Genomic DNA, 19,160 nt, shown 5'->3' on the forward strand with positions numbered 1-19,160 from the left:
GTGCGGCTCGGCGAGGGCCGGGCAGCACGGGCCGGGCCGGGACCGGGTACGGACGGACGGGACGGAGGGGACGGACGACGGGGCCCTACAGTCGGCCCGCCGTGACGGTGAGCCGCCACCGGACCTCGCCCGAGGCCGGTACGACCGCCGCGTCGCCCTCCCCCGCCGCGGCGAGGTCGAAGACGCGGCCGAGCATCGGCTCCACCCCGATCGAGCGGTAGGGCGCGCCGGCGGGGACGCCGTGCAGGTTGCGCCAGACGGCGACGGACACCGGCTGGCCGTCGTCCGCTTCGAGCGCGAATCGCAGGGTGTCGGGGCCGTCGTGCACGGCCGCCCGTGCGGCGGGCGCGATCGCGCCGAACGCGGTGCCGTCGTCGGGGCCGAGCCGGTCGAAGGGGATGTCCCGGGCGGAGGCACCACCCGGGACGGTCATGGATCCGGTGTTCCCTGCCGCCGCGGCCGTGCTCCGCGCGTGCGGCCACGCGAACGGCGTCCACGCCGCGCCGCCGTCCTCGTAGAGCCGTGCCGGGGTGGCGCCGGGCAGGTCGAGGCGGGCGGACGGGGAGACGTCGAGCAGCGCGTGGGCCGCCCACAGGAAGCGGTGGCCGGGGGCGGCGGTGAGCCGGTAGTCGGCGACGGCGCGGCCGGGCAGGTGCCGGATGCGCCGGGTGAGCCGGAAGTCGGGGCAGTGCACGGTGTGCGTGCCGTCGCCGCCGTCGGTCCACCGCCGGGTCCAGGCGTCGCCGTGGTCGGGGGTGCCCCGCACCGTCGGCACGCACTCCTCGACGCCGCCCGCGTCGGCGAACGGGTCGCCGGGCGCGGCGCCGGGGCGGCGCGGCTCGTCGCGGTGCCAGAGCCACTCCCGGTCGCCGGACCGCAGCGAGGTCCAACGGCCGCCGTGCGCGGGGTCGGTGGTGACGGTGACGTCGGGCGGCATGTCGCTCACCACTCCGCGAAGGAGCCGTCGGCCCGCCGCCACACCGGGTTGCGCCAGGCGTGGCCGGACCGGTCGGCGGCGCGGACGGCGGCCTCGTCGACGTCGATGCCGAGTCCGGGCAGCGTGGTGCGGTGCGCGTGGCCGTCGACGAACCGGAAGGGGGTGGTGTCGACCAGGTAGGACAGCAGGTCGGCCTCCTTGTTGTAGTGGATGCCGAGGCTCTGCTCCTGGATGAGGAAGTTCGGTGTGCAGAAGGCGACTTGGAGGCTGGCGGCGAGCGAGATCGGGCCGAGCGGGCAGTGCGGGGCGAGTTGCGCGCCGAACGTGTCGGCGAGCGCGGCGATCCGGGTGACCTCGGTGATGCCGCCGGCGTGCGACAGGTCCGGCTGGGCGACGGCGATCCCGGCGCCGAGCACGGGCAGGAACTCCGCCCGCCCGTAGAGGCGTTCGCCGGTGGCGAGCGGCACGGAGGTGCCGGCGGCGAGCGGCGCGAGCAGGTGCCCCAGCTCGGGCAGCAGCGGTTCCTCCACGAACAGCGGGTGCAGCGGGGCGAGTTCGTGCAGCAACCGGCGGGCGCCGGCCGGGGTGAAGCGGCCGTGGAAGTCGACGGCCACATCGCGGTCCGGGCCGAGCACTTCGCGTACGGCGGCCACCCGCGCGACGGCGGCGGCGGTGGCCGCCGCGCTGGGTATCGGGTCGGTGCGGCCGGCGCCGTTCATCTTGACCGCGGTGAAGCCCGCCTCGATCTGCGCGGCGACCTGCTCGGTGAGCTGGCTGGGCTCGTCGCCGCCGATCCAGGCGTAGACCCGCACCTTGTCGCGGACGGCGCCGCCGAGCAGGGCGTGCACGGGCGCGCCGTACACCTTCCCGGCGATGTCCCACAGCGCGTGGTCGAGGCCGGCCACCGCGCTGGACAGCACCGGGCCGCCCCGGTAGAAGCCGCCCTTGGTGAGCACCTGCCAGTGGTCCTGGATGCGCAGCGGGTCCTGCCCGATCAGCTGTTCGGCGAGCACGTCCACGGCGGCCCGCACGACTTCCGCGCGGCCCTCCACGACGGGCTCGCCCCAGCCCACGACGCCCTCGTCCGTCTCGATCCGGCAGAACAGCCAGCGCGGCGGTACGAGGAAGGTCTCGACGCGGACGATCTTCACTTCGTGTCCTCCGAAACGGACTGTGGTCCCGACGGCGTGTCCGACGGGGTTCCCTGCGCTTCCTGCATTGCTTGCCGCGGCAGCGGCAGCGGCTGCCGCTCCGGGCCCGGCCCCGGCCGCAACTCCCGCTGCGGGTCCTGCTGTTGCCCGCCCGAGCCGTGCACCAGGTCCAGGTCGCGGACGGCCTGCTCCAGCAGCGCCCGCATGGCGTGCTCGGCGGCGTCCGGGTCCTGGTCGCGGACGGCGTCCAGCACGGCGCGGTGGCTGGGCACGGGGTCCTCGCCGTGCGGCGAGGAGTGCACGATCTCGTCGCGGTGGGCGAGGCCGGACTCGATCACCATCTCCATGCGTTCGAGCAGTTCGTTGTGGGTGGCGGCGAGCAGGGCGCGGTGGAAGGCGAGGTCGGCCCCGACCGCGTGCGCGGGACCGTCGCCGGACTCGCCCATCGAGGTCAGCGCCGCGTCCAGGGCGGTGAGGTCGTCGGCGGTGCGGCGCAGCGCGGCAAGCCGGACCGCGGCGGGTTCGACGATGGCGCGGACCTCACCGAGGTTGCGCAGCAGGCCGGTGTCGGTGCCGGCCGCGGTGCCCTCGGCGAACTGCCAGCGCAGCACGTCGGCGTCGAGCAGGTTCCAGTCGGCGCGGGCCCGTACGAAAGTGCCGCGCTTCTGCCGCGCGTCGACCATGCCCTTGGCGGCGAGCACCTTCAGCGACTCGCGCAGTGCGGTCAGGCTGACGTCCAACTCGGTCTGCAACGCGCGGAGATCGAGTGTCGAGCCCTCCGGGATCTCGCCGCTGAGCACCCGGCGCGCGAGGGTCTCCACGGTCTGGCCGTGCACTCCGCGGCGCGCGTATGGCGTCATGAGTCTCTGCCTTTCTGGAAGGTCGGTTCGGATCGCACGGCGGTCACGCGGATGCCTTGACGACGCTCCAGCCGCCGTCGACGACCAGACTGGAGCCGGTGATGTAGGACGCCTCCGCTGCGGCGAGGAACGCGATCGCGGCGGCGACCTCCTCCGGGCGGCCGAACCGGCCGGCGGCGGTCTCGGCGACGCTGCGCTCGCGGTCCTCCGGCGGGACGCGGTCCCAGGCGGCGGTGAGGATCGGCCCCGGCAGGACCGTGTTGACCCGCACCTCGGGCCCGTACTCGACGGCGAGTTGGCTGCACAGCGACAGCAGCGCGCCCTTGCCGGCCGCGTAGGCGGGGTGGCCGGGGATGCCCATGTGGGCGTGCACGGAGGAGGTGAGCACGACCGCGCCGCGCTGCTCGCGCAGGTCGGGCAGGAGGGTGCGGAAGCCGAGGAAGCCGCCGGTGAGGTTGACCGCGAGCTGCCGTTCCCAGGAGGCGAGGGTCATCTCGTGGGCGGGGGCGACGTCCACCATGAACGCGTTGGAGACGAGCACCCCGACCGGGCCGAAGGTGTGCGCCTGGTCGAGCACTTGCTGCCATGCCTCCGGGGAGGAGACGTCGGCGACGGTGAACGCGGCTCTTCCGCCCTCCTCGCGGATGCCGGCGGCGACGGCCGCACCGGCTTCCTCGGCGATGTCGGCGAGGACCACGGCGGCGCCCTCGGCGGCGAGCCGGCGCGCGGTGGCGGCGCCGATTCCGGAGGCGGCCCCGGTGACGACGGCCACTTGACCGGCGAAGCGGGGGGTTGGTGCGTCCATGGGGTGGGTCGACTCCTGGGGTTGCGGTTCCTGACGGGCCTGGCGGGTCCGGCGGGCCTGACGGGTGGTCTGCCGCGGCCTGGCCGGCTTCGGTGACCTTGGCGACTCTAGTGACGTCGGGTCGTCGAGGGCGGTCATTGCCTTACGACCTGGGGGGTAATAGGGAGTGGATCAGGGAGTGGCGTCATGTGGCTTCGGATCCAAGGCGGAGGAGCGAGGCGAGGCGGTGGGGGTACCACCCACGCCGCAGGCTGTGGGGGACTCGTCGACCGACGACAACGCCGGAGGCGAAGTCGCAGGGCGGCGCGAGCCCGCTCCCTATTACCCCCAGGTCGTTACCAGGACGACCAGTTCGGCGTCGTGGTCGGCGCTCCAGCTCAACGGCAGCCCGGAGTGCAGCAGATGGGCGCCGCTGTAGGCGGTGCCGGTGTCCTGGTCGAGGTAGCGGGCGACGGGGTCGAGGCCGCGCAACCGGACCCGGGACGGGCGGCCGGGCACCAGCGGGGCGCCGTCGAGCCGTCCGGTGCTCCAGGCGGCGACGACCACCCGGCCGCCGTCGGGCGCGTCGTACTGCACCGCGCAGGTCGCGTCGTCCGGTCCGCCGATCAGCCGGGACCTGCCGTGGTGGATCACGTCCCGCACGTCCTTGTAGCGGGCCACCCATCCGGCGGCCTCGGCGCGCTGCTCGGGGCTCCAGCCGCGGATGTCGGCGCCGATGCCGAGGACGCCCGCGCTCGCGAGCACGAAGCGGAAGGCGAGCGAGCGCGGCCGGGGGTCGAAGACGCCGGGCGCGTCGGTGACCCAGGAGCTCATGGTGTGCGGGGCGTGGGCATGCAGGTAGCCGTGCTGGATGGCGAGCCGGTCCAGTGGCGCGGTGTTGTCGCTGGGCCACACGACGTCGGTACGGGCCAGGGTGGCGTGCTCGATCCGGCCGCCGCCGCCCGCGCAGCCCTCGACGGTGACGTGCGGGTGGTGGGCGCGCAGGTGGTCCAGGACCCGCAGGTAGCCGGCCACGTGGGCGGCGTCGAGGTCGAGTTCGCCGGGCGGGGTGGCGCCGGGGCGGCCGCGTTCGGTGGGCGGCCGGTTCATGTCCCACTTGAGGTAGGTGATGTCGTGGGCGGTGAGCAGCCGGTCGAGGGTGGCGATCACGAAGTCCTGGACGTCCGTGCGGCCGAGGTCGAGGATGAGTTGCTCGCGGACCAGGGTGGCCGGGCGGCCGTCGATCCGGTACACCCACTCGGGGTGGTCGGCGTAGAGCTGGGCGGCGGGGCTGATCGCCTCGGGTTCGACCCACAGGCCGAAGTCCATGCCGAGGGCGCGGACTTGGGCGATGAAGTCGTCCAGACCGGCGGAGCCGTCGGTGCCTGAGTCCGGGTTCGTGCCAGCGTCCGTGCCGGCGTCCGTGCCGCTGGGGAATGCCGCCGGGTCCGGCTGCCAGTCCCCCAGCCCGCCCTTCTCGTCGTGCCGCCCGGTGAACCAGCCGTCGTCGACCACGAACAGCTCGACGCCCAACTCGGCCGCGATGGCGGCGAGTTCGAGTTGCGCGGGCGCTTCGACGTCGAAGCCGGTGGCCTCCCAGGAGTTGTAGAGCACCTTGCGGGTGCGCTCCATCCGGTCGCCTGTGAGGAGCCGCTCGTAGTGGTGCCAGACGGCGGCCAGGCCGTCGAGTCCCTCGGGGCTGAACGCGCAGGCGAGCGCGGGGGTGGTCAGGGTGGCGCCGGGCGGCAGCGCGACGGCGCCCTCGTGGGGCACCCGCCCGGCCCGTACCCGGACCGCTCCGCCGGGTTCGGCGTCGGCGGTGATGTGCCAGCTGCCCGGCCACTGCAGCGCGACACCGTAGGTGGGGGTGTCCGCGCCGTCGGGGGTGGCGGCGTCCTGCACGGCGAGCCACGGCGCGTAGGCGTGGCCGGGCACGGCCTGGGTGGAGCCGATCGTGAACCGGCCGCGTACCAGGTCGAGTTGATGCCGGGTGAACTCCTGCGACCACTGGCCGGCGAGGTAGGTGAGCCGGGCGCCGCCCTGGACGGGCACGTTGACGGCCGCGGAGTCCAGGTCCTCCAGGTGCAGCAACTCGCCGCCCTCGTTGACGAGTTCGACCGACCGCAGCAGCACGTCGGCGCCGGGCACCGTGTCGTACCGCAGCGTGGCGCGCAGTCCGGTCTGCTCGTCGGTGAACTCCAGCCGCAGCGAGCGGTGTTCGTCCTGTTCCACGCCGGTGCAGGTCCACCAGGTGCCGCGTTCGCCGTCCGGCCGGCGCACCGTGAGGTCGGCGCCGGTGAACGGGCGCAGGCCGTACGGGATGTACTCGGCCGGGGCGGCGTCGGCGGGGGTGAGGAAGTGGGTGCGGCGGGACCAGTCCAGCGCGGACGGCCCGGTCTCGCTGCCGTGCGGTCCCCACGCGGCCAACTCGGCCCATCGTCCGCCGGCTTCGAGCCGTACGGCGTAGACGGTGTGCTCGGTCCGCAGCAGCCACTGGCTGCCGGGGGCCGGGCGGGACGCCGAAGGGTCGGCGGGGCGCTGGGTCACTTGACGGCTCCGAGGTTGAGTCCGGCGACGAAGTGCCGCTGGAAGCGGAGGAAGACGATCACGGTGGGGGCCGCGGCGATCACCGATCCGGCCGCGATGACGTTCCACTGCGAGACATACTGGCCCTGAAGTCCCAGCAGGGACGCGGTGATCGGCATCTTGCTGCCGCTGCGCAGCACGGTGATCGCCCACAGCAGGTCGTTGAAGATCCAGGTGAACGACAGCGCGGTGAGCGCGGCCAGCGCGGGCCGGGCCAGCGGCAGGATGATCCGGGTGTAGATCTGCCAGGGCCCGGCGCCGTCGATGACGGCGGCCTGCTGGATCTCGGCCGGGATGGACCGCATGAAGCCGTGCAGCACGAACACGTAGAAGCCGACGCCGAAGCCGACCTGCACACCGATCAGGGCGTACAGCGAGTCGAACAGGCCGAGCTTCTCGCTGAGCTTGGAGACCGGGATGAGCAGGATCTGCGGGGGCAGCAGGTTGCCGCTGAGCATGAGCAGCAGCAGTGCGCGGCGGAAGGGGACGTCGTAGCGGCTGAGCGCGAAGGCGGCCATGGAGGCGAGCAGCAGCGAGAGCAGCACCGTGGGAATGGTGACCAGCAGGCTGTTGATCAGGGCCTGTTCCTGGCCGCCGTCGGTCCATGCCGAGCGGAAGCCGCCGAGGGTGAAGGAGTGCGGCATGCTGCCCAGGCCGTGGGAGGCGATGTCGTCGAAGGACCGGGTGGCGGTGATCAGGACGACGACGATCGGCACCAGCCACAGCACGGACAGCAACGAGGCGCTGCCGTGGAAGGCGACGGTGCCCCACATCTTGCGGCGGCGGGCGTGCCGCGAATCGGTGGGCGCGGGGGCCTTGGTGGGCGCGGCGGGCGCCTTGGTGGGCGCGGTGGACGATGCCATCAGTCGGCCTCCTTGAACGCCCGGATCAGATAGGACGCGATGACCCCGAAGGCCAGCAGGAAGATCACCACGGCCAGCGCGGAGCCGTAGCCGAGCCGCAGGGACTGGAAGGCCGTGGAGTACATGTAGGTGCTGAGCAGTTCGGAGGAGTGGTACGGGCCGCCGCGGGTCAGTGCCCACACGACGTCGAAGGAGCGCAGCGAGTCGATGATGATCACCGACAGCACGACCGCGTTGACGCTGCTGAGCTGCGGCATCGTGATGTGCCGGAACTGCTGCCAGCGGGTCGCGCCGTCCACCTTCGCGGCCTCGTACAGGGCCGGGTCGATGCCCTTGAGGCCGGCGAGGTAGAGCACCATGACGTAGCCGATCTGGCGCCACAGCGCGGGCACGATCACCGCGTACAGGGCGGTGTCCTGGTCGGCGAGCCAGGGGTGGGTGAGGGCGCCCAGGCCCAGGCCCGACATGGTCTTGTCGACCAGGCCGTCCGGCTGGTACATCGCCTGCCACACCAGTGCGGTGGCGGTGAGCGAGAAGACCACCGGCAGGAAGAGCGCGGCGCGGTAGAACCCGACCCCGCGGCGCTCCTGCTGGAGCAGCAGCGCCGCGCCGAGACCGAGGATCGCCGACAGCCCGCCGAACAGTGCCAGCCACAGCACGGTGTCCAGCAACGCGGTGTGGAAGACGGTGTCGTGGATCATCTCCCGGTAGTTGTCCAGGCCGATGAACTGCGGCGGGGAGACGCCGTCCCACTTGGTGAGCGAGAGCCAGAAGCCCTGGAGGGCCGGCCAGAACACCCAGAAGCCCTCGGCGAGCAGCGGGATCAGCACGAAAGCGAGCACCACGGGCGGCACCCGGGTGGAGGTGCGGCGCCGGCCCCCGCGGAGGACCTTGCGGAGTCCCCCGCCCGCGTCGGCACCCCCCTTCCTGCCCCGGGCAGGGGTCAGTACCGCCATGTCACTGGCTCCAGATCTTCTGCGCGTCGCGCTGCCAGTCGGTGAGGATCGAGTTGATCTGCTTGGGCTTGGCGAGGAACTTCGTCAACGCGGTGTCCGCGGTGGGCTGGAGCGCGTCGCTTGAGTCGCGGTTGAAGAACTGCGTGACGTCCGAGGCGCTCTCGATCATCGCCCGGCCCTTCTTCACCAGCGCGGTGCCGGCGTCCTTGGCCGTGGGGTTGGTCGGGATGGAGGTGCCGGACGAGCCCTTGAGGTAGATCTCCTGCGCCTCGGCGGTGGCCAGGTAGCGCATCAGTTCCTTGACCTCGGCCTGGTGGTGGGTGTGCGCGCTGGCGAAGTAGCCGTCGGTGGGACCCTCTTCGACCAGCGGCATCTTCGGGTCGATGATCGGGAACCGGAAGAAGTCGATGTCGTCGAGCTGGTCCTTGGGGGCCGCGTCGGCGAAGAAGGTGCCGATCAGCATCATGCCGGTGCGGTTGTTGAGCATCGCGGTGGTGGCGTCCTGGAAGGACAGCGCGGTGCCGTTGGGGTCGAAGTAGGGCAGTATCTGGGCCCACTTGTCGAAGACCTTGTGGACCTGCGGGTCGTCGAACCGGTGCTTTCCGGCGAGGAGTTCGCGGTGGTACGCGGCGCCGTTGATCCGGATGTTCAGGTAGTCGAACCACGCGGAGGCGACCCAGGCGGTGTCGGCGCCGGCGCCCAGGCCGATCGGGGCGACGCCCTTGGACTTCAGCTTCTCGCACAGCACCAGGAACTCGTCCCAGGTCTTGGGCTCGGTCACGCCCCACTTGCGGAAGTTGGACTTCTTGTAGAACACGCCCCACCAGTAGTAACTGGCCGGCACGAAGACCTTCTTGCCCTGCGAGTCGGTGCACAGCTTCTTCAGGGCGTCGGAGTAGCCGGACAGTTCGGACCCGGTCCAGATGTCGTCCACATCCAGCAGCAGGCCCTTCTCGGCGTACGCGTTCGCGACCGAGCCGGGGTACCAGGTCAGCAGGTCCGGCGGGTTGCCGGAGGTGAGGTAGGTGGGGAGCTGGGTGCGGAAGGTCTCCGAGGCGACCGTGTTCAGGTTCGCCTTGGCGCCGCCGCGCTTGTTGAATGCCGCCACCAGGTCCTGCATCGCGGACTTGGCCTGCGGCGAGGACAGGTTGGACTGGAAGCTGACGGTGCCGCCCTTGGACTGGCTGCTGCTGCCACCGGAGGACCCGGAGGAGACGCAGCCGGTCAGCATCGACGCGGCGCCGACGGCACCGAGTGCGCCGGCTCCGGCGAGGAAGCTACGGCGGCTGGTTGGTGAGGTGTTCATGGGACTCCCTTTGCGCCCACGCCGGACGGAGCCCCGCCCCCTGACGGCGGAGCTCTCGTTCGGCTCGTACAGACTGTCGGGACGCCGCGATGGCGTCAAGATTAATTCGTAATTTATTGAGTAAGAGTGCTGAGCGAACCTTGCCACACCGCGCCGTCGACCCCGCGGAAGGCCGCGAGAGCGCCGCCGTCCGGGCCCGCGACGGCGCCCAGCGCCCCGTCGAAGCTGTTGCTCGCGAAGGCCGGCTGCGCGATCCAGCCGCCCCAACTGCCGCCGGCCGCGTCGTAGGTCCGCTGCCACAGCGTGTAGTCCGAGGCGCGGACGAGGAGTTGGACGCTGCCGCCGGTCGTGACCAGGGTCGGGCTGCCGCTGACCGTGCCGCCCAGCGACGACCACGCCGACCAGCCGCCCGACGCCTCCCGCACCCGGGTCCACACCGCGTCGTCGGCCGTGCGCACCGCCACGTGGACGCGGCCCGCCGCGTCGGTCACCGCGGACGGGCGGCCGGTGAGCGCCAGGCCGTCCGGAGCGCCGATCGAGGTCCAGCCGCCCGCCGCACCACGGCTGGTGACGGTACCGTCGGCCCCGGTGCCGAAAAGCGTCCAGTCACCCGGGCCGGTGTACGCCACCGTGGGCGCGTCGGCGAGGCTACCACCGAGGCCCTGCCAGCTCCCCCACCGGCCGCGGTCGTACGTCCGCAGGTAGGCGCGGCCGTCGGTGCCGCGCACGAACACGTCGATCCGGCCGCCGGCCGAGCCGTACGCCGCGGGCTGACCGGTGAACCTGCCGCCGGTCGGCCCGCCGAGTGCGGTGGCCCGCCCGGACCACCGCCCGTCCCGCCCGGTCCGCATCTCCAGCGCGCCGTCCCGCCCGCGCGTGAACGCGGTCAGCGCGGCGCCGTCCCGCACCAGCGCCGGGTCGGCGGTCGAGGCGGCAGCGCCGAGCCTCACGCCCGGCGCGTCGTCGGTGCCGGACAGGCCGAGGAAGGCGGTGCCGTGCGCGGGCACGGTCACGGTGTACGAGCCCTGGTGCGCGCCACGGTCGGCCCGGGCCCGCAGGTCGCGGACGGCGACCTTGCCGGTCAGCCCGGCGCGGGCGAAGTCGACGGTGCGCTGCACCGGCTGGTCGGAGCGGTTGAGCAGCACCACCGCCCGGCGCCCCGAGCCCTGGAGCACCTTGCTGTAGGTGTCGCCGGTGGCGTCGCCGGCGATCCGCACGCCCTGGATGCCCAGCGGGTCCTGGTCCACCGCCAGGATCTCCGGGTTCTCCAGCGTGGCGAGCATTGACTTGGTCAACGTGCGCGGGTCGGAGCCGATCACCAGCGGCGAGGCCATCTCGGCCCACATCACCAGCTGCGTGGTGGACTCCTCCTGGCTCATCTCGTACGACCCGTCCGACATGGGGCGCATCGGGATCAGGTAGTCCGGGTCGTTCCAGTGGCCGGGGCCCTGCGCCTCGGGGTGCGCGGCGTTGGCGTCCATGTTCCGCAGCACGTTGGGGAACTCGCCCGCGGTCGGCGTGCCCCACGCGATGTCGGTGCCGGTGCGCCAGGAGTCCGCGGTGGTCGGCCCGTAGACGTACGTGTTGTGCGCGTCCTGGTCGGGGTCGTGCGGCACGCCCCAGTCGTCGGTGAGCGGGTTGCACAGGTTGAGCAGCATGGCGCGGCCCGACTTGGCCACCGCGTCGCTGAACTGCTGGAACGCCGGGCCGGGTGTCAGCTTCTCACCGATCCCGCACAGGAAGTCGACCTTGATCGCGTCGATCTTCCAGCTCGCGAAGAGGTCGGCGTCCTGCTGGTAGTGGCCCCGGCTGCCCAGCCCGCAACTGGCCGGGTCGTAGTCGCCGGCGTCGGTGTAGATGCCGGCCTTCAGGCCGCGCGCGTGCAGGTAGTTCACCAACGACGGTATGCCGTCGGGGAAGCGCTCGGGATTGACCGTCAGATTCCCTTGCGCGTCACGGGGGTTGTCCGCCTGCCAGCCGCCGTCCAGCCACACGATGTCGTAGCCGCTGCGGCGCAGTCCGCTGCTGATCAGGTGGTCGGCAACGCTCCTGACCTGCGCCTCGGTCGGCGCGCCCAGGCCGTAGTAGGTGTTCCAGCCCATGTAGGGCGTCGGCGCGAGACCACTGTCGTATCCGGCGCCGGTGCCGCTTCCGGGGCCTGTGCCGTGCCCGGTGTTGCCGGCAGGGGTCGCGTGCACGGTGCCGTTCGGCGTCGGGCCGCTGTGCGGGCCGACGCTGCGGGCGTGCGCGACGCCCGGCGTCGCCACCGCCAGCAGCGTGGCGGCGCCCGCGGCGAGCGCCGCCCGCCGCACACGTGCGAGCCCTGCGTGATGCGAAGTCACTTGATTCTCCGAGAAGTCGGGGATACGCGAAGGTCGCGGGGCGGTGCCACCCGAGCACTCGGAGGCGCCCCGCCACGCGAAGACTGTGCGGGGGAGCGCCGGAGCGTGTCAACGATTATTACTAATAAACTAAAATTCGAGGCCAGAAGGGTGCCGGCGGCCGGGCCGGGCGCGGTCAGCCGGGCCGGCCGCTGTCCTTCAACACACCCCGGCCATGCCGGCGTTCGACCTCGATCCAGGCGCTCACCGGGCCCGGTCGCGGCGCGTGTGCGGCTTGCGCGCGCCGGAGCGGATGGGGTGAAGGGCACCCGGATCGGGAGACGGCGCCCGACCGGGACGTTCCCGGCGGCGCCCGGCGATCCCCGGGCAGGAAGGGATCTTCCATTATTGTGCCGCGATTTTTCTTTTCCTGCTCGGAACCTTGCGGGCCATGGGACGGATCTGTACGGTCGGGGCGCCGATTTCCCCTGTTACTGAAGGAGCTTCAGATGCGGGCGATCCCCAGACCTCCGCGTGGCGTCGGCCGCGCCGGGCGCAACTTGGCGGCGACCGCCCTCGTGGCGACCGGCGCGCTGTGCCTGTCCGCCGTGCCGGCGGCCGCCGCTTCCCACGCCGCTTCCCGCTCCGCCTCGCACAGCACCTCGCACTCCGCCGCTCATCCCGCCGCCCGCTCCGCTTCCCACGCGCCGGCCGCCACCGCCGCGGCGGGCGCGACAACCGCGTTCAGGACCTACGAGGCCGAGTCCGGCACGACGGGCGGCGGCGCCACGGTCACCTCATTGACGTCGGCGCCGACGACGCAGTACTCGAGCGCCGCCCTCGAAGCGTCCGGCCACGCCTACGTGCATCTGGGCGGCACCGGCAACTCCGTGCAGTGGACGAACAGCACCGGCGCGCCCATCGGCTTCCTCAACGTCCGTGCCGGCATCCCCGATTCGGCGTCCGGCGGCGGGCAGACCGCGACGCTGGACCTGTACGTCAACGGGGTGTTCCGGCAGGCGCTCGACCTCAACTCCAAGCAGAGCTGGGTGTATGAGGGCAACAACAACTACAACACCAGCGACAACCAGAACCCGTCCGACGGCGACCCCAGGGTCTTCTGGGACGAGTCGCACACCTTCGTCACCGGCACGCCGATCCCGGCCGGAGCCACCTTCTCGCTCCAGAAGGACGCCGCCAACAGCGCGTCCTCCTACGACGTGGACTCCGTCGACGTGGAGAACCCGCCGGCGCCGCTCGCCCAGCCGGCCAACTCGATCTCGATCACCAGCTGCGGCGCGATCTCGGACGACACCCCGACCAACGGCGCGGCCGACGGCCAGGCGGTGGACAGCAGGGCCGCGATCCAAAGCTGCATCGCCCAGGCCCAGTCACAGGGCAAGATCCTCTGGATTCCGCAGGGCACCTTCTACGTCAAGGGCACCACCGGCCTGACCGCGCAGGGCATCACCATCGCGGGCGCGGGCCTGTGGTACAGCACGATCTACCGCGACGTGCCGATCCCCAACAGCACCCCGCTGGCAGCGCTGTTCGACGTGACGTCCTGCACCGTGCAGAACTTCCACATCGACGCCAACGCCGTCAGCCGCGGCACCGTCGGCGGTGACGGCGGCGCCATGGACACCACTGGCACCAACTGGGTCGCGGACGGCATCTGGACCCAGCACACCATGTCCGGCTTCTGGGCATCGGGCACCGGCGGCACCGTCCGCAACAGCCGGCTGACGTCGGTCTGGGCGGACGGCATCAACGTCAACAACGTCTCGCTCAACGCCGACACCGGCAACAACCTGACCGTCACCAACAACTTCGTCCGCGGCACCGGGGACGACGCGATCGCCATCAACTCGGTGCACTACAACACCAACAGCGACGGCTCCCAGACGTTCTACAACCCGATGACGAACATCACCGTCAGCAACAACACCTCGATCGCGCCATGGGGCGGCAAGGGCATCGGGATCTACGGGGGCAGCGGCCACCACGTCACCGGCAACTACATCAGCGACACCGCCCGCTACATCGGCCTGGGCGCAGGGCGGTTCGGCGTCAACGGCAGCGACCTGCTGTCCGCGACGATCTCCGGCAACACCGTCGTCCGCTCCGGCGGCAACGCCTACAGCCAGGGCCAGCCCGCCTTTCACATCGGCGACGGCGGCGACGGGCAGAACGTCGGCGTCGTCGACGACGTGACCGCCACCGGCAACACGGTCGCCGACTCGCTCTACGACGGGATCGGCTTCTCCACCTCGACCAACTCCCTGCTACAGAACAACACCGTCACCGACCCCGGCCGCAACGGCGTCGCGATCTCGCCGCCGTTCTACCCCGCGCCGACCGGCTCCGCGACCATCACCGGCAACACCGTCACCGGGCTGCACACCGGAGCCACGGCCTACGTCGACAACTCCAGTGGCTTCACCGCCACCTTGAGCGGCAACAACTGGGAACCCTCCGCGCCCGAGGGCCCGTTCGGCGGCACCGCCGCGGCCGTCCCCGGCACCGTCGAGGCGGAGAACTACGACACCGGCGGCCAGGGCGTGGCGTACAACGTCACCAGCGTCAACGGCAACGCCGACAACTACCGTGCGGACGGCGTGAATCTGGAGTCCACCTCGGATACCGGCGGGGGCTACGACCTCGGTTGGAGCGACAGCGGGCAGTGGTTCCGCTACACCGTCGACGTGGCCACGGCCGGGACGTACACGGTCGGCGTGCGGGTGGCGTCCCCCGCGGCGGTGCCCGGCGCGCTGCACCTGTCCGACGCGGCGGGCGCCAACCTCAGCGGCGCCGTCGACCTGCCCGCCACCGGGGACTGGCAGGACTGGGCCACCGTGAACACCAAGGTCACGCTGCCCGCGGGCCGCCAGGTGCTCACGCTGAACCAGGACAGCGGCGGCTGGAACGTCAACTTCCTCACCTTCACCGCGGACAGCACCGCCGGCGTCGATCTTGCCGCGAACCGGCCGACGAGCGAGTCGAGCCACACCGATGTCTACGGCTCGTCGAACGCGACCGACGGCTCGCAGAACACCTACTGGGAGAGCACCGACAACGCGCTCCCGCAGTGGCTCCAGACCGACCTCGGCGCAGCGCACAGCGCGTCCAGGATCGTGCTGCGACTGCCTGCGAGTTGGGGCGCGCGGACCGAGACCCTGTCCGTACTGGGCAGCGCCGACGGCACGACCTTCAGCACCGTCAAGTCCTCGGCGGGGTACACCTTCGACCCGGCGACCGGCAACACCGTCACGATCGCCTTCCCGGCCACCACCCAGCGCTACTTCCGTCTGAACATCACCGCCAACACCGGCTGGCCCGCGGGGCAGATCGCGGAGTTCCAGATCTGGACCACCTGAGCGGACCGGAGCTCCGTCGAGGGGCGCGGTGAAGATGCTCCGTCAGGGTGCTCCGGTCCGGCCGGCGAAACGCCGTGCGGCGGGCAGCTGTTGCGGCCCGCCGCACGTTCCGCTCACACGGGAGCCGGGGAGCCGGGGAGCCGGGGTTCAGGCATCAGGGCGTCAGGGCGTCAGCGCTCGTGGACGCCGGTCAGTCGGCCGCGGTCGAGGACGGATGCGGTGATCGTGGGCAGGAAGGCGCGGGGCCGTACCCGCCGCAGTGACGTCGCGCCGGGGGCGCTGCCGACGGGAGCGGAGAGGGCGAACAGCTGGAAGACGTAGCGGTGCGGCCCGTGGCCCTTGATGGGCGCGGGGCCGTGGTACCCGCGCCCGACGGTGGAGCGCAACACCTGCACCCCGGCGGCCGGTTGCCGTGCGTCGAGGGCGCCGGGGTCCAGCTGCCCGGACGCCGGGTCGACGAGCGCGAGGCAGTGCACGGCGGGCTTGGACATGGGGACGTCGATGTCCTCGACGACCAGGAGGAGTTGGGCGGTGCCGGGCGGCGGCGAAGTCCAGGCCAGGTGGGGGGACCGGTCGTCGCCGCCGATGGTCTTCGCGCACTGCTCCAGCGGTATCGCGTCACCGTCGCCGAAGTTCCGGCTGGTGAGGGTCAGCGCTTCGGGCCCGTGCAGGTTGGGCAGATTCCACGCCAGGTGGGTGTCCCCTGACCTGCGGTTGTTCAGGAGCCGACCGAGCAGTGTCATCGTGCTGCCCCGATCATGTCGACGGTCCCGGCGGCTATGACGGTGGCGGCGGCGGATCTGGTGATCGGGTGGCCGGTCTCGTCCGGGCCGATGCCCTTCCGCGGGTCGCTCCCGACCGGTGCGGACGTGGGGTCGTGCGTTGTCCGTGCCATCACTGTCTCTCCTGTGTGGGTCGGCCAGTGCCGCGACCGGCAAGGTCTGCCCGGTAACGAGGCGTGCTGGCGCGTTTCCGTCGGCATCAGATGTTCCGGGCCAGCCGCTCCAGCAGCGCGGCGGCCGCGGCGAGTTGATCCAACTCCGCGGGGGTGAACATGCCGCTGGTCAGGGCCTGGGCGATGAGTTCGGTCCGCGCGTCGCGCTTGTCCTTCAGCGCCTGCCGGCCGGCGTCGGTGACCGTCAGCACCGCGCGCCTGCCGTCGTTCGGGTCCGGGCGGCGTTCGACCAGACCACGGGTGTGCAGCGCGCCGATCGTCGCCCCCATTGCCTGGGCGGTGATCTGCATCTCCCGGGCGAGCGCAGAGGAGGTGGTGGGGCCCGAGCGCTCCAGGTCGGACAGCGCGCTGCGCTCGGGCATCGTCAGCTCACCCCGGGCGGGCACCTGCCGGACCCGTCGCAGCAGCACGCTGAAACTTGCCAGCAGGGCTGCGGCGACCTCGCCGGGGTCCAGATCGTCGGCCATATACTCAAGCTAACTTATCAAGAGCCTTGAGCAAATCCGGCTCGCGCGACGACCTCGGAGCTCCTGTGGCACGGAGCGGTGCTTCACCCGGGAAACGGGCGGGAACAGGCATGGCAGGCGCTCACCGACGTCGGTGCCGGCTGGTACTACGACTGGAGCACCACCCCCGGTGCCGCGACGGGCCCGGCCGGCACCGAGTTCGCGCCGATGATCCGGGGCGCCGCGAACGTCAACGCCCACTGACCTCGCCCAGGCCACCCGGCAGGGCACCGAACTGCTGGGCTGCAACGATGTTCGCCGAGGTGACGGAGGGCGCCCGGTCAGTGGCCCGAAGTGGCCTTCAGCCCCACCACCGCCGCGACCAGCAGGCAGACGAAGAAGATCCGCGCGGCCGAGACGGGCTCGCCGAGCAGCAGCATGCCGACCACCGCGGCGCCGGCCGCGCCGATACCGACCCACACGCCGTACGCGGTGCCGATCGGCAGGGTCTTCGCCGCCTGCGAGAGCAGCAGCATGCTCGCCACGATGCCGGCCCCGGTGAGCAGGCTCGGCCCGAGCCGGGTGAAACCGTCGGTGTACTTCATACCGATAGACCAGGCGACCTCGAGCAGCCCGGCGACAATGATCAGGACCCATGCCATGACGGCACCTCCGCGGGTTGGTGATTACGGGGGTGCACCGTCTTTGCAAGGGTCCCGGTACGGTGCGCTCGTCGGGGCGATCACTTCAACCGTAGCAAAACACGGCGATACGGCAGCAACGCGGCCGAAGTGGTGACCGAAGTCACCATGGCGCCTCGACACGTCGGAGAGACCGTCGGCACCGGCATGAGTCTGATCATGTCGTAGCGGCCGCCGCAGGGGGCGGGGTCAGTTCGCGGCCGACGGAACCTGCGCGGCCGAAGGATCCGGCGCGGGCGAAGAGTCCGGCGCGACCGAACGGTCCTGTGCGGACGGCGAGTCGGGAGCCGGCGGGAGTGGAATCCAGCGGTGCGACCAGGCGATGACCGCCGCCAGGACCGGCTCCAACTCCCGGCCCTTGTCGGTGAGGTGGTACTCGGCCGGGGCCGGGCCGCTCGTCCCGGCCCGGCGTTCGAGCACGCCGTGCTCCTCCAGGGTGCGCAGCCGCTGGGCGAGCATGGTGTCGCTCAGCCCCGGGATGGCGGCCCGGATGTGCGCGAAGCGGTGCTGGCCGGTGAACACGGCGCGCAGGATGGCGCCGGTCCACCGGCCCCCGATCAGCTCGATGGCAGCGTGGAACCGCTCGCACACCTGGTGGATCTCGATCGCGGCCGCGGGTGCGGGTGCGGCTGCGTCCTGGGACGGCATCGGGGACCCCCGTCTCCGTAGTGCGCGCCGCGGGCGGGCGGCCCGCGCGCGGTGGTGTCGGTACGGTGTTACGCGCCCGGCTGCGATTCTGCCAGAACGGGCCGCAGCGGGCGCAGCGCCGCCTCGATCCTGACCAGTTCGCCCAGCATCGCCTTGGCCGCCGCGATCATCACCTCGTTCGGCTGCACCTTCGACTCCTCGTCGATGAACTGCCGGACGAAGGGGATGCTGACGCCCTCGAAGACCGGCGTCATCTTCAGGGTCGTCACGACCTGCTTGATCATCTGCACCGCGCGGGCACCCGCGGAGACCCCGCCGTAGCTGACGAAGCCGACCGGCTTGTAGAGCCACTCGTTGTGCAGGTAGTCGATGGCGTTCTTCAGCTCGGCGTTGTAGCCGTAGTTGTACTCCGGCATCACGAACACCAGCGCGTCCACGCCGGCGATCCGGGCGCTCCAGTCGCGGGTGTGCTGGTGGGTGTACCGGCCGAGTCGCGGGTGGTCCGGCTCGTTCATGAAGGGCAGCGCGACCTCGGCGAGGTCGATCAGGTCGATCTCGTCGAAGCCGCCGTGCGTGCGCGCCTCCCCCTCGAACCACTGGGCGATCGGCAGACCCAGCCGTCCCGGCCTGGTGCTCGCCACAATGATCCCGAGCTTCGACATCGTTTCTCCTTCTGCGGGCTGCGTGCTGCGTTGCGGTGGCGCCGCGGTCTTTGCGGTGCCGCGGTTCGCCGGACCGATTCGCCCTGCGAGCTAAAGATATCTTAGTGGATGCCTCGCGTGGCCTCGGCCCGAGCCCGGCTGCTGCGCCCGGCGCCGCCCGCGGCGGCCCGCCACGACCGCCCCCGCTCTCCCGTTTCCTCCCCGCCGCTCCGCCCCCTTCCGGCCAACCTCGGCGCGTCTGACCCGCGCGCGCGGAGAAAGCGGTTGTGCTCCGCACGCGCTCCGTGAACGATCCGGGGGTGACCACGTTGTTTCTGACCGTCGGACTGCCGGGGGCCGGCAAGACCACCAGGGCCCGGCAACTGGCCGAGGAACACAGCGCGCTGCGTCTGACGCCCGACGAGTGGATGATTCCGCTCTTCGGCGAGTCCGACGCGGACGGGAAGCGCGACGTCCTGGAGGGACGGCTGCTCTCCCTCGCCCTCCAGGCCCTGCGGCTGGGCACCGACGTGATCCTGGACTTCGGCTGCTGGTCGCGCGACGAGAGGTCCGCGATCCGCTGGCTGGCGAGGTCCGCCGGCGCCACCTGCCACCTCGTGTACATACC

General features: G+C 71.9%; 18 protein-coding genes and 1 riboswitch. Of the genes, 3 read left to right on the top strand and 15 right to left on the bottom strand.

All coding sequences use genetic code 11. From position 1 onward, the window contains the following. Window positions 1-85: 85 nt before the first annotated feature. The 9 genes from AC13HU_RS09770 to AC13HU_RS09810 all read right to left on the bottom strand — a co-directional run bounded on the left by AC13HU_RS09770 (window position 86) and on the right by AC13HU_RS09810 (window position 11,785). A complete protein-coding gene (locus tag AC13HU_RS09770; RefSeq protein ID WP_483041402.1) occupies window positions 86-937 on the bottom strand; it encodes a hypothetical protein in 852 nt (283 codons plus the stop codon). 5 nt (window positions 938-942) lie between these two features. Beyond that, entirely contained in the window at window positions 943-2,088 is a 1,146-nt protein-coding gene (gene dgoD, locus AC13HU_RS09775) for a galactonate dehydratase (RefSeq protein WP_483041386.1), read from the bottom strand. Beyond that, a complete protein-coding gene (locus AC13HU_RS09780) occupies window positions 2,085-2,948 on the bottom strand; it encodes a FadR/GntR family transcriptional regulator (RefSeq protein ID WP_483041387.1) in 864 nt (287 codons plus the stop codon). The genes dgoD and AC13HU_RS09780 overlap by 4 nt, the downstream gene beginning before the upstream one ends. 43 nt (window positions 2,949-2,991) lie before the next feature. After that, on the bottom strand, window positions 2,992-3,753 hold the full coding sequence (locus AC13HU_RS09785) for an SDR family NAD(P)-dependent oxidoreductase (protein ID WP_483041388.1): 762 nt from the start codon (window positions 3,751-3,753) through the stop codon (window positions 2,992-2,994). 321 nt (window positions 3,754-4,074) lie between these two features. Continuing rightward, window positions 4,075-6,279, bottom strand: coding sequence for an alpha-galactosidase (locus AC13HU_RS09790; RefSeq protein WP_483041389.1), 2,205 nt, complete (start codon window positions 6,277-6,279; stop codon window positions 4,075-4,077). After that, the gene (locus AC13HU_RS09795; protein WP_483041403.1) at window positions 6,276-7,091 is read right to left on the bottom strand and encodes a carbohydrate ABC transporter permease; all 816 of its coding nucleotides are present in this window, start codon (window positions 7,089-7,091) and stop codon (window positions 6,276-6,278) included. The genes AC13HU_RS09790 and AC13HU_RS09795 overlap by 4 nt, the downstream gene beginning before the upstream one ends. Before the next feature lie 89 nt (window positions 7,092-7,180). Further along, window positions 7,181-8,137, bottom strand: coding sequence for a carbohydrate ABC transporter permease (locus AC13HU_RS09800; RefSeq protein WP_483041390.1), 957 nt, complete (start codon window positions 8,135-8,137; stop codon window positions 7,181-7,183). A gap of 1 nt (window position 8,138) precedes the next feature. Further along, window positions 8,139-9,443 (bottom strand): ABC transporter substrate-binding protein, encoded by a 1,305-nt coding sequence (locus AC13HU_RS09805; RefSeq protein ID WP_483041391.1) that lies wholly within the window; start codon window positions 9,441-9,443, stop codon window positions 8,139-8,141. Between the two features lie 113 nt (window positions 9,444-9,556). Then, a complete protein-coding gene (locus AC13HU_RS09810; RefSeq protein ID WP_483041392.1) occupies window positions 9,557-11,785 on the bottom strand; it encodes a DUF8189 domain-containing protein in 2,229 nt (742 codons plus the stop codon). Between the two features lie 488 nt (window positions 11,786-12,273). Here AC13HU_RS09810 and AC13HU_RS09815 point away from each other — a divergent pair, with 488 nt between their 5' ends. Then, entirely contained in the window at window positions 12,274-15,141 is a 2,868-nt protein-coding gene (locus AC13HU_RS09815; protein WP_483041393.1) for a galactose-binding domain-containing protein, read from the top strand. A gap of 170 nt (window positions 15,142-15,311) precedes the next feature. On the opposite strand, the gene AC13HU_RS09820 is transcribed toward AC13HU_RS09815, so the two are convergent. The 3 genes from AC13HU_RS09820 to AC13HU_RS09830 all read right to left on the bottom strand — a co-directional run bounded on the left by AC13HU_RS09820 (window position 15,312) and on the right by AC13HU_RS09830 (window position 16,563). Next, window positions 15,312-15,884 (bottom strand): YbhB/YbcL family Raf kinase inhibitor-like protein, encoded by a 573-nt coding sequence (locus AC13HU_RS09820; RefSeq protein WP_483041394.1) that lies wholly within the window; start codon window positions 15,882-15,884, stop codon window positions 15,312-15,314. After that, complete coding sequence (locus tag AC13HU_RS09825) at window positions 15,881-16,036, bottom strand: hypothetical protein (RefSeq protein WP_483041395.1); 156 nt, start codon at window positions 16,034-16,036, stop codon at window positions 15,881-15,883. Before AC13HU_RS09825 ends, AC13HU_RS09820 begins: the two co-directional genes overlap by 4 nt. Window positions 16,037-16,122: 86 nt before the next feature. Continuing rightward, window positions 16,123-16,563, bottom strand: a complete 441-nt coding sequence (locus AC13HU_RS09830; protein WP_483041396.1) for a MarR family winged helix-turn-helix transcriptional regulator — start codon at window positions 16,561-16,563, stop codon at window positions 16,123-16,125. 78 nt (window positions 16,564-16,641) lie between these two features. On the opposite strand from AC13HU_RS09830, the gene AC13HU_RS09835 reads away from it, so the two are divergent. Further along, a complete protein-coding gene (locus tag AC13HU_RS09835) occupies window positions 16,642-16,806 on the top strand; it encodes a glycosyl hydrolase (RefSeq protein ID WP_483041397.1) in 165 nt (54 codons plus the stop codon). A gap of 77 nt (window positions 16,807-16,883) precedes the next feature. Here AC13HU_RS09835 and AC13HU_RS09840 read toward each other — a convergent pair whose 3' ends face one another. From AC13HU_RS09840 to AC13HU_RS09850, 3 genes are all read right to left on the bottom strand, one after another. Beyond that, window positions 16,884-17,204: a DMT family transporter gene (locus AC13HU_RS09840; protein WP_483041398.1), complete on the bottom strand. Its 321-nt coding sequence runs from the start codon at window positions 17,202-17,204 to the stop codon at window positions 16,884-16,886. 31 nt (window positions 17,205-17,235) lie between these two features. Beyond that, window positions 17,236-17,300, bottom strand: a riboswitch (guanidine-III (ykkC-III) riboswitch). A 132-nt stretch (window positions 17,301-17,432) separates the two neighbouring features. Beyond that, window positions 17,433-17,891, bottom strand: a complete 459-nt coding sequence (locus AC13HU_RS09845; protein ID WP_483041399.1) for a winged helix-turn-helix transcriptional regulator — start codon at window positions 17,889-17,891, stop codon at window positions 17,433-17,435. Window positions 17,892-17,959: 68 nt separating this feature from the next. After that, entirely contained in the window at window positions 17,960-18,553 is a 594-nt protein-coding gene (locus AC13HU_RS09850; protein ID WP_483041400.1) for an NADPH-dependent FMN reductase, read from the bottom strand. A 299-nt stretch (window positions 18,554-18,852) separates the two neighbouring features. Here AC13HU_RS09850 and AC13HU_RS09855 point away from each other — a divergent pair. Beyond that, the coding region (locus AC13HU_RS09855) for a P-loop nucleotide/nucleoside kinase family protein (RefSeq protein ID WP_483041401.1) at window positions 18,853-19,160 on the top strand (308 nt) is incomplete at its 3' end.

Source organism: Streptomyces sp. NH27 (genome assembly GCF_056859195.1).

What these genes read in the sequence shown, in the direction of transcription:
- AC13HU_RS09770 (WP_483041402.1), bottom strand. Translation starts at nt 937, where the DNA reads ATGCCGCCCGACGTCACCGTCACCACCGACCCCGCGCACGGCGGCCGT.
- AC13HU_RS09780 (WP_483041387.1), bottom strand. Translation starts at nt 2,948, where the DNA reads ATGACGCCATACGCGCGCCGCGGAGTGCACGGCCAGACCGTGGAGACC.
- AC13HU_RS09785 (WP_483041388.1), bottom strand. Translation starts at nt 3,753, where the DNA reads ATGGACGCACCAACCCCCCGCTTCGCCGGTCAAGTGGCCGTCGTCACC.
- AC13HU_RS09795 (WP_483041403.1), bottom strand. Translation starts at nt 7,091, where the DNA reads ATGTGGGGCACCGTCGCCTTCCACGGCAGCGCCTCGTTGCTGTCCGTG.
- AC13HU_RS09800 (WP_483041390.1), bottom strand. Translation starts at nt 8,137, where the DNA reads ATGGCGGTACTGACCCCTGCCCGGGGCAGGAAGGGGGGTGCCGACGCG.
- AC13HU_RS09805 (WP_483041391.1), bottom strand. Translation starts at nt 9,443, where the DNA reads ATGAACACCTCACCAACCAGCCGCCGTAGCTTCCTCGCCGGAGCCGGC.
- AC13HU_RS09815 (WP_483041393.1), top strand. Translation starts at nt 12,274, where the DNA reads ATGCGGGCGATCCCCAGACCTCCGCGTGGCGTCGGCCGCGCCGGGCGC.
- AC13HU_RS09820 (WP_483041394.1), bottom strand. Translation starts at nt 15,884, where the DNA reads ATGACACTGCTCGGTCGGCTCCTGAACAACCGCAGGTCAGGGGACACC.
- AC13HU_RS09825 (WP_483041395.1), bottom strand. Translation starts at nt 16,036, where the DNA reads ATGGCACGGACAACGCACGACCCCACGTCCGCACCGGTCGGGAGCGAC.
- AC13HU_RS09830 (WP_483041396.1), bottom strand. Translation starts at nt 16,563, where the DNA reads ATGGCCGACGATCTGGACCCCGGCGAGGTCGCCGCAGCCCTGCTGGCA.
- AC13HU_RS09840 (WP_483041398.1), bottom strand. Translation starts at nt 17,204, where the DNA reads ATGGCATGGGTCCTGATCATTGTCGCCGGGCTGCTCGAGGTCGCCTGG.
- AC13HU_RS09845 (WP_483041399.1), bottom strand. Translation starts at nt 17,891, where the DNA reads ATGCCGTCCCAGGACGCAGCCGCACCCGCACCCGCGGCCGCGATCGAG.
- AC13HU_RS09850 (WP_483041400.1), bottom strand. Translation starts at nt 18,553, where the DNA reads ATGTCGAAGCTCGGGATCATTGTGGCGAGCACCAGGCCGGGACGGCTG.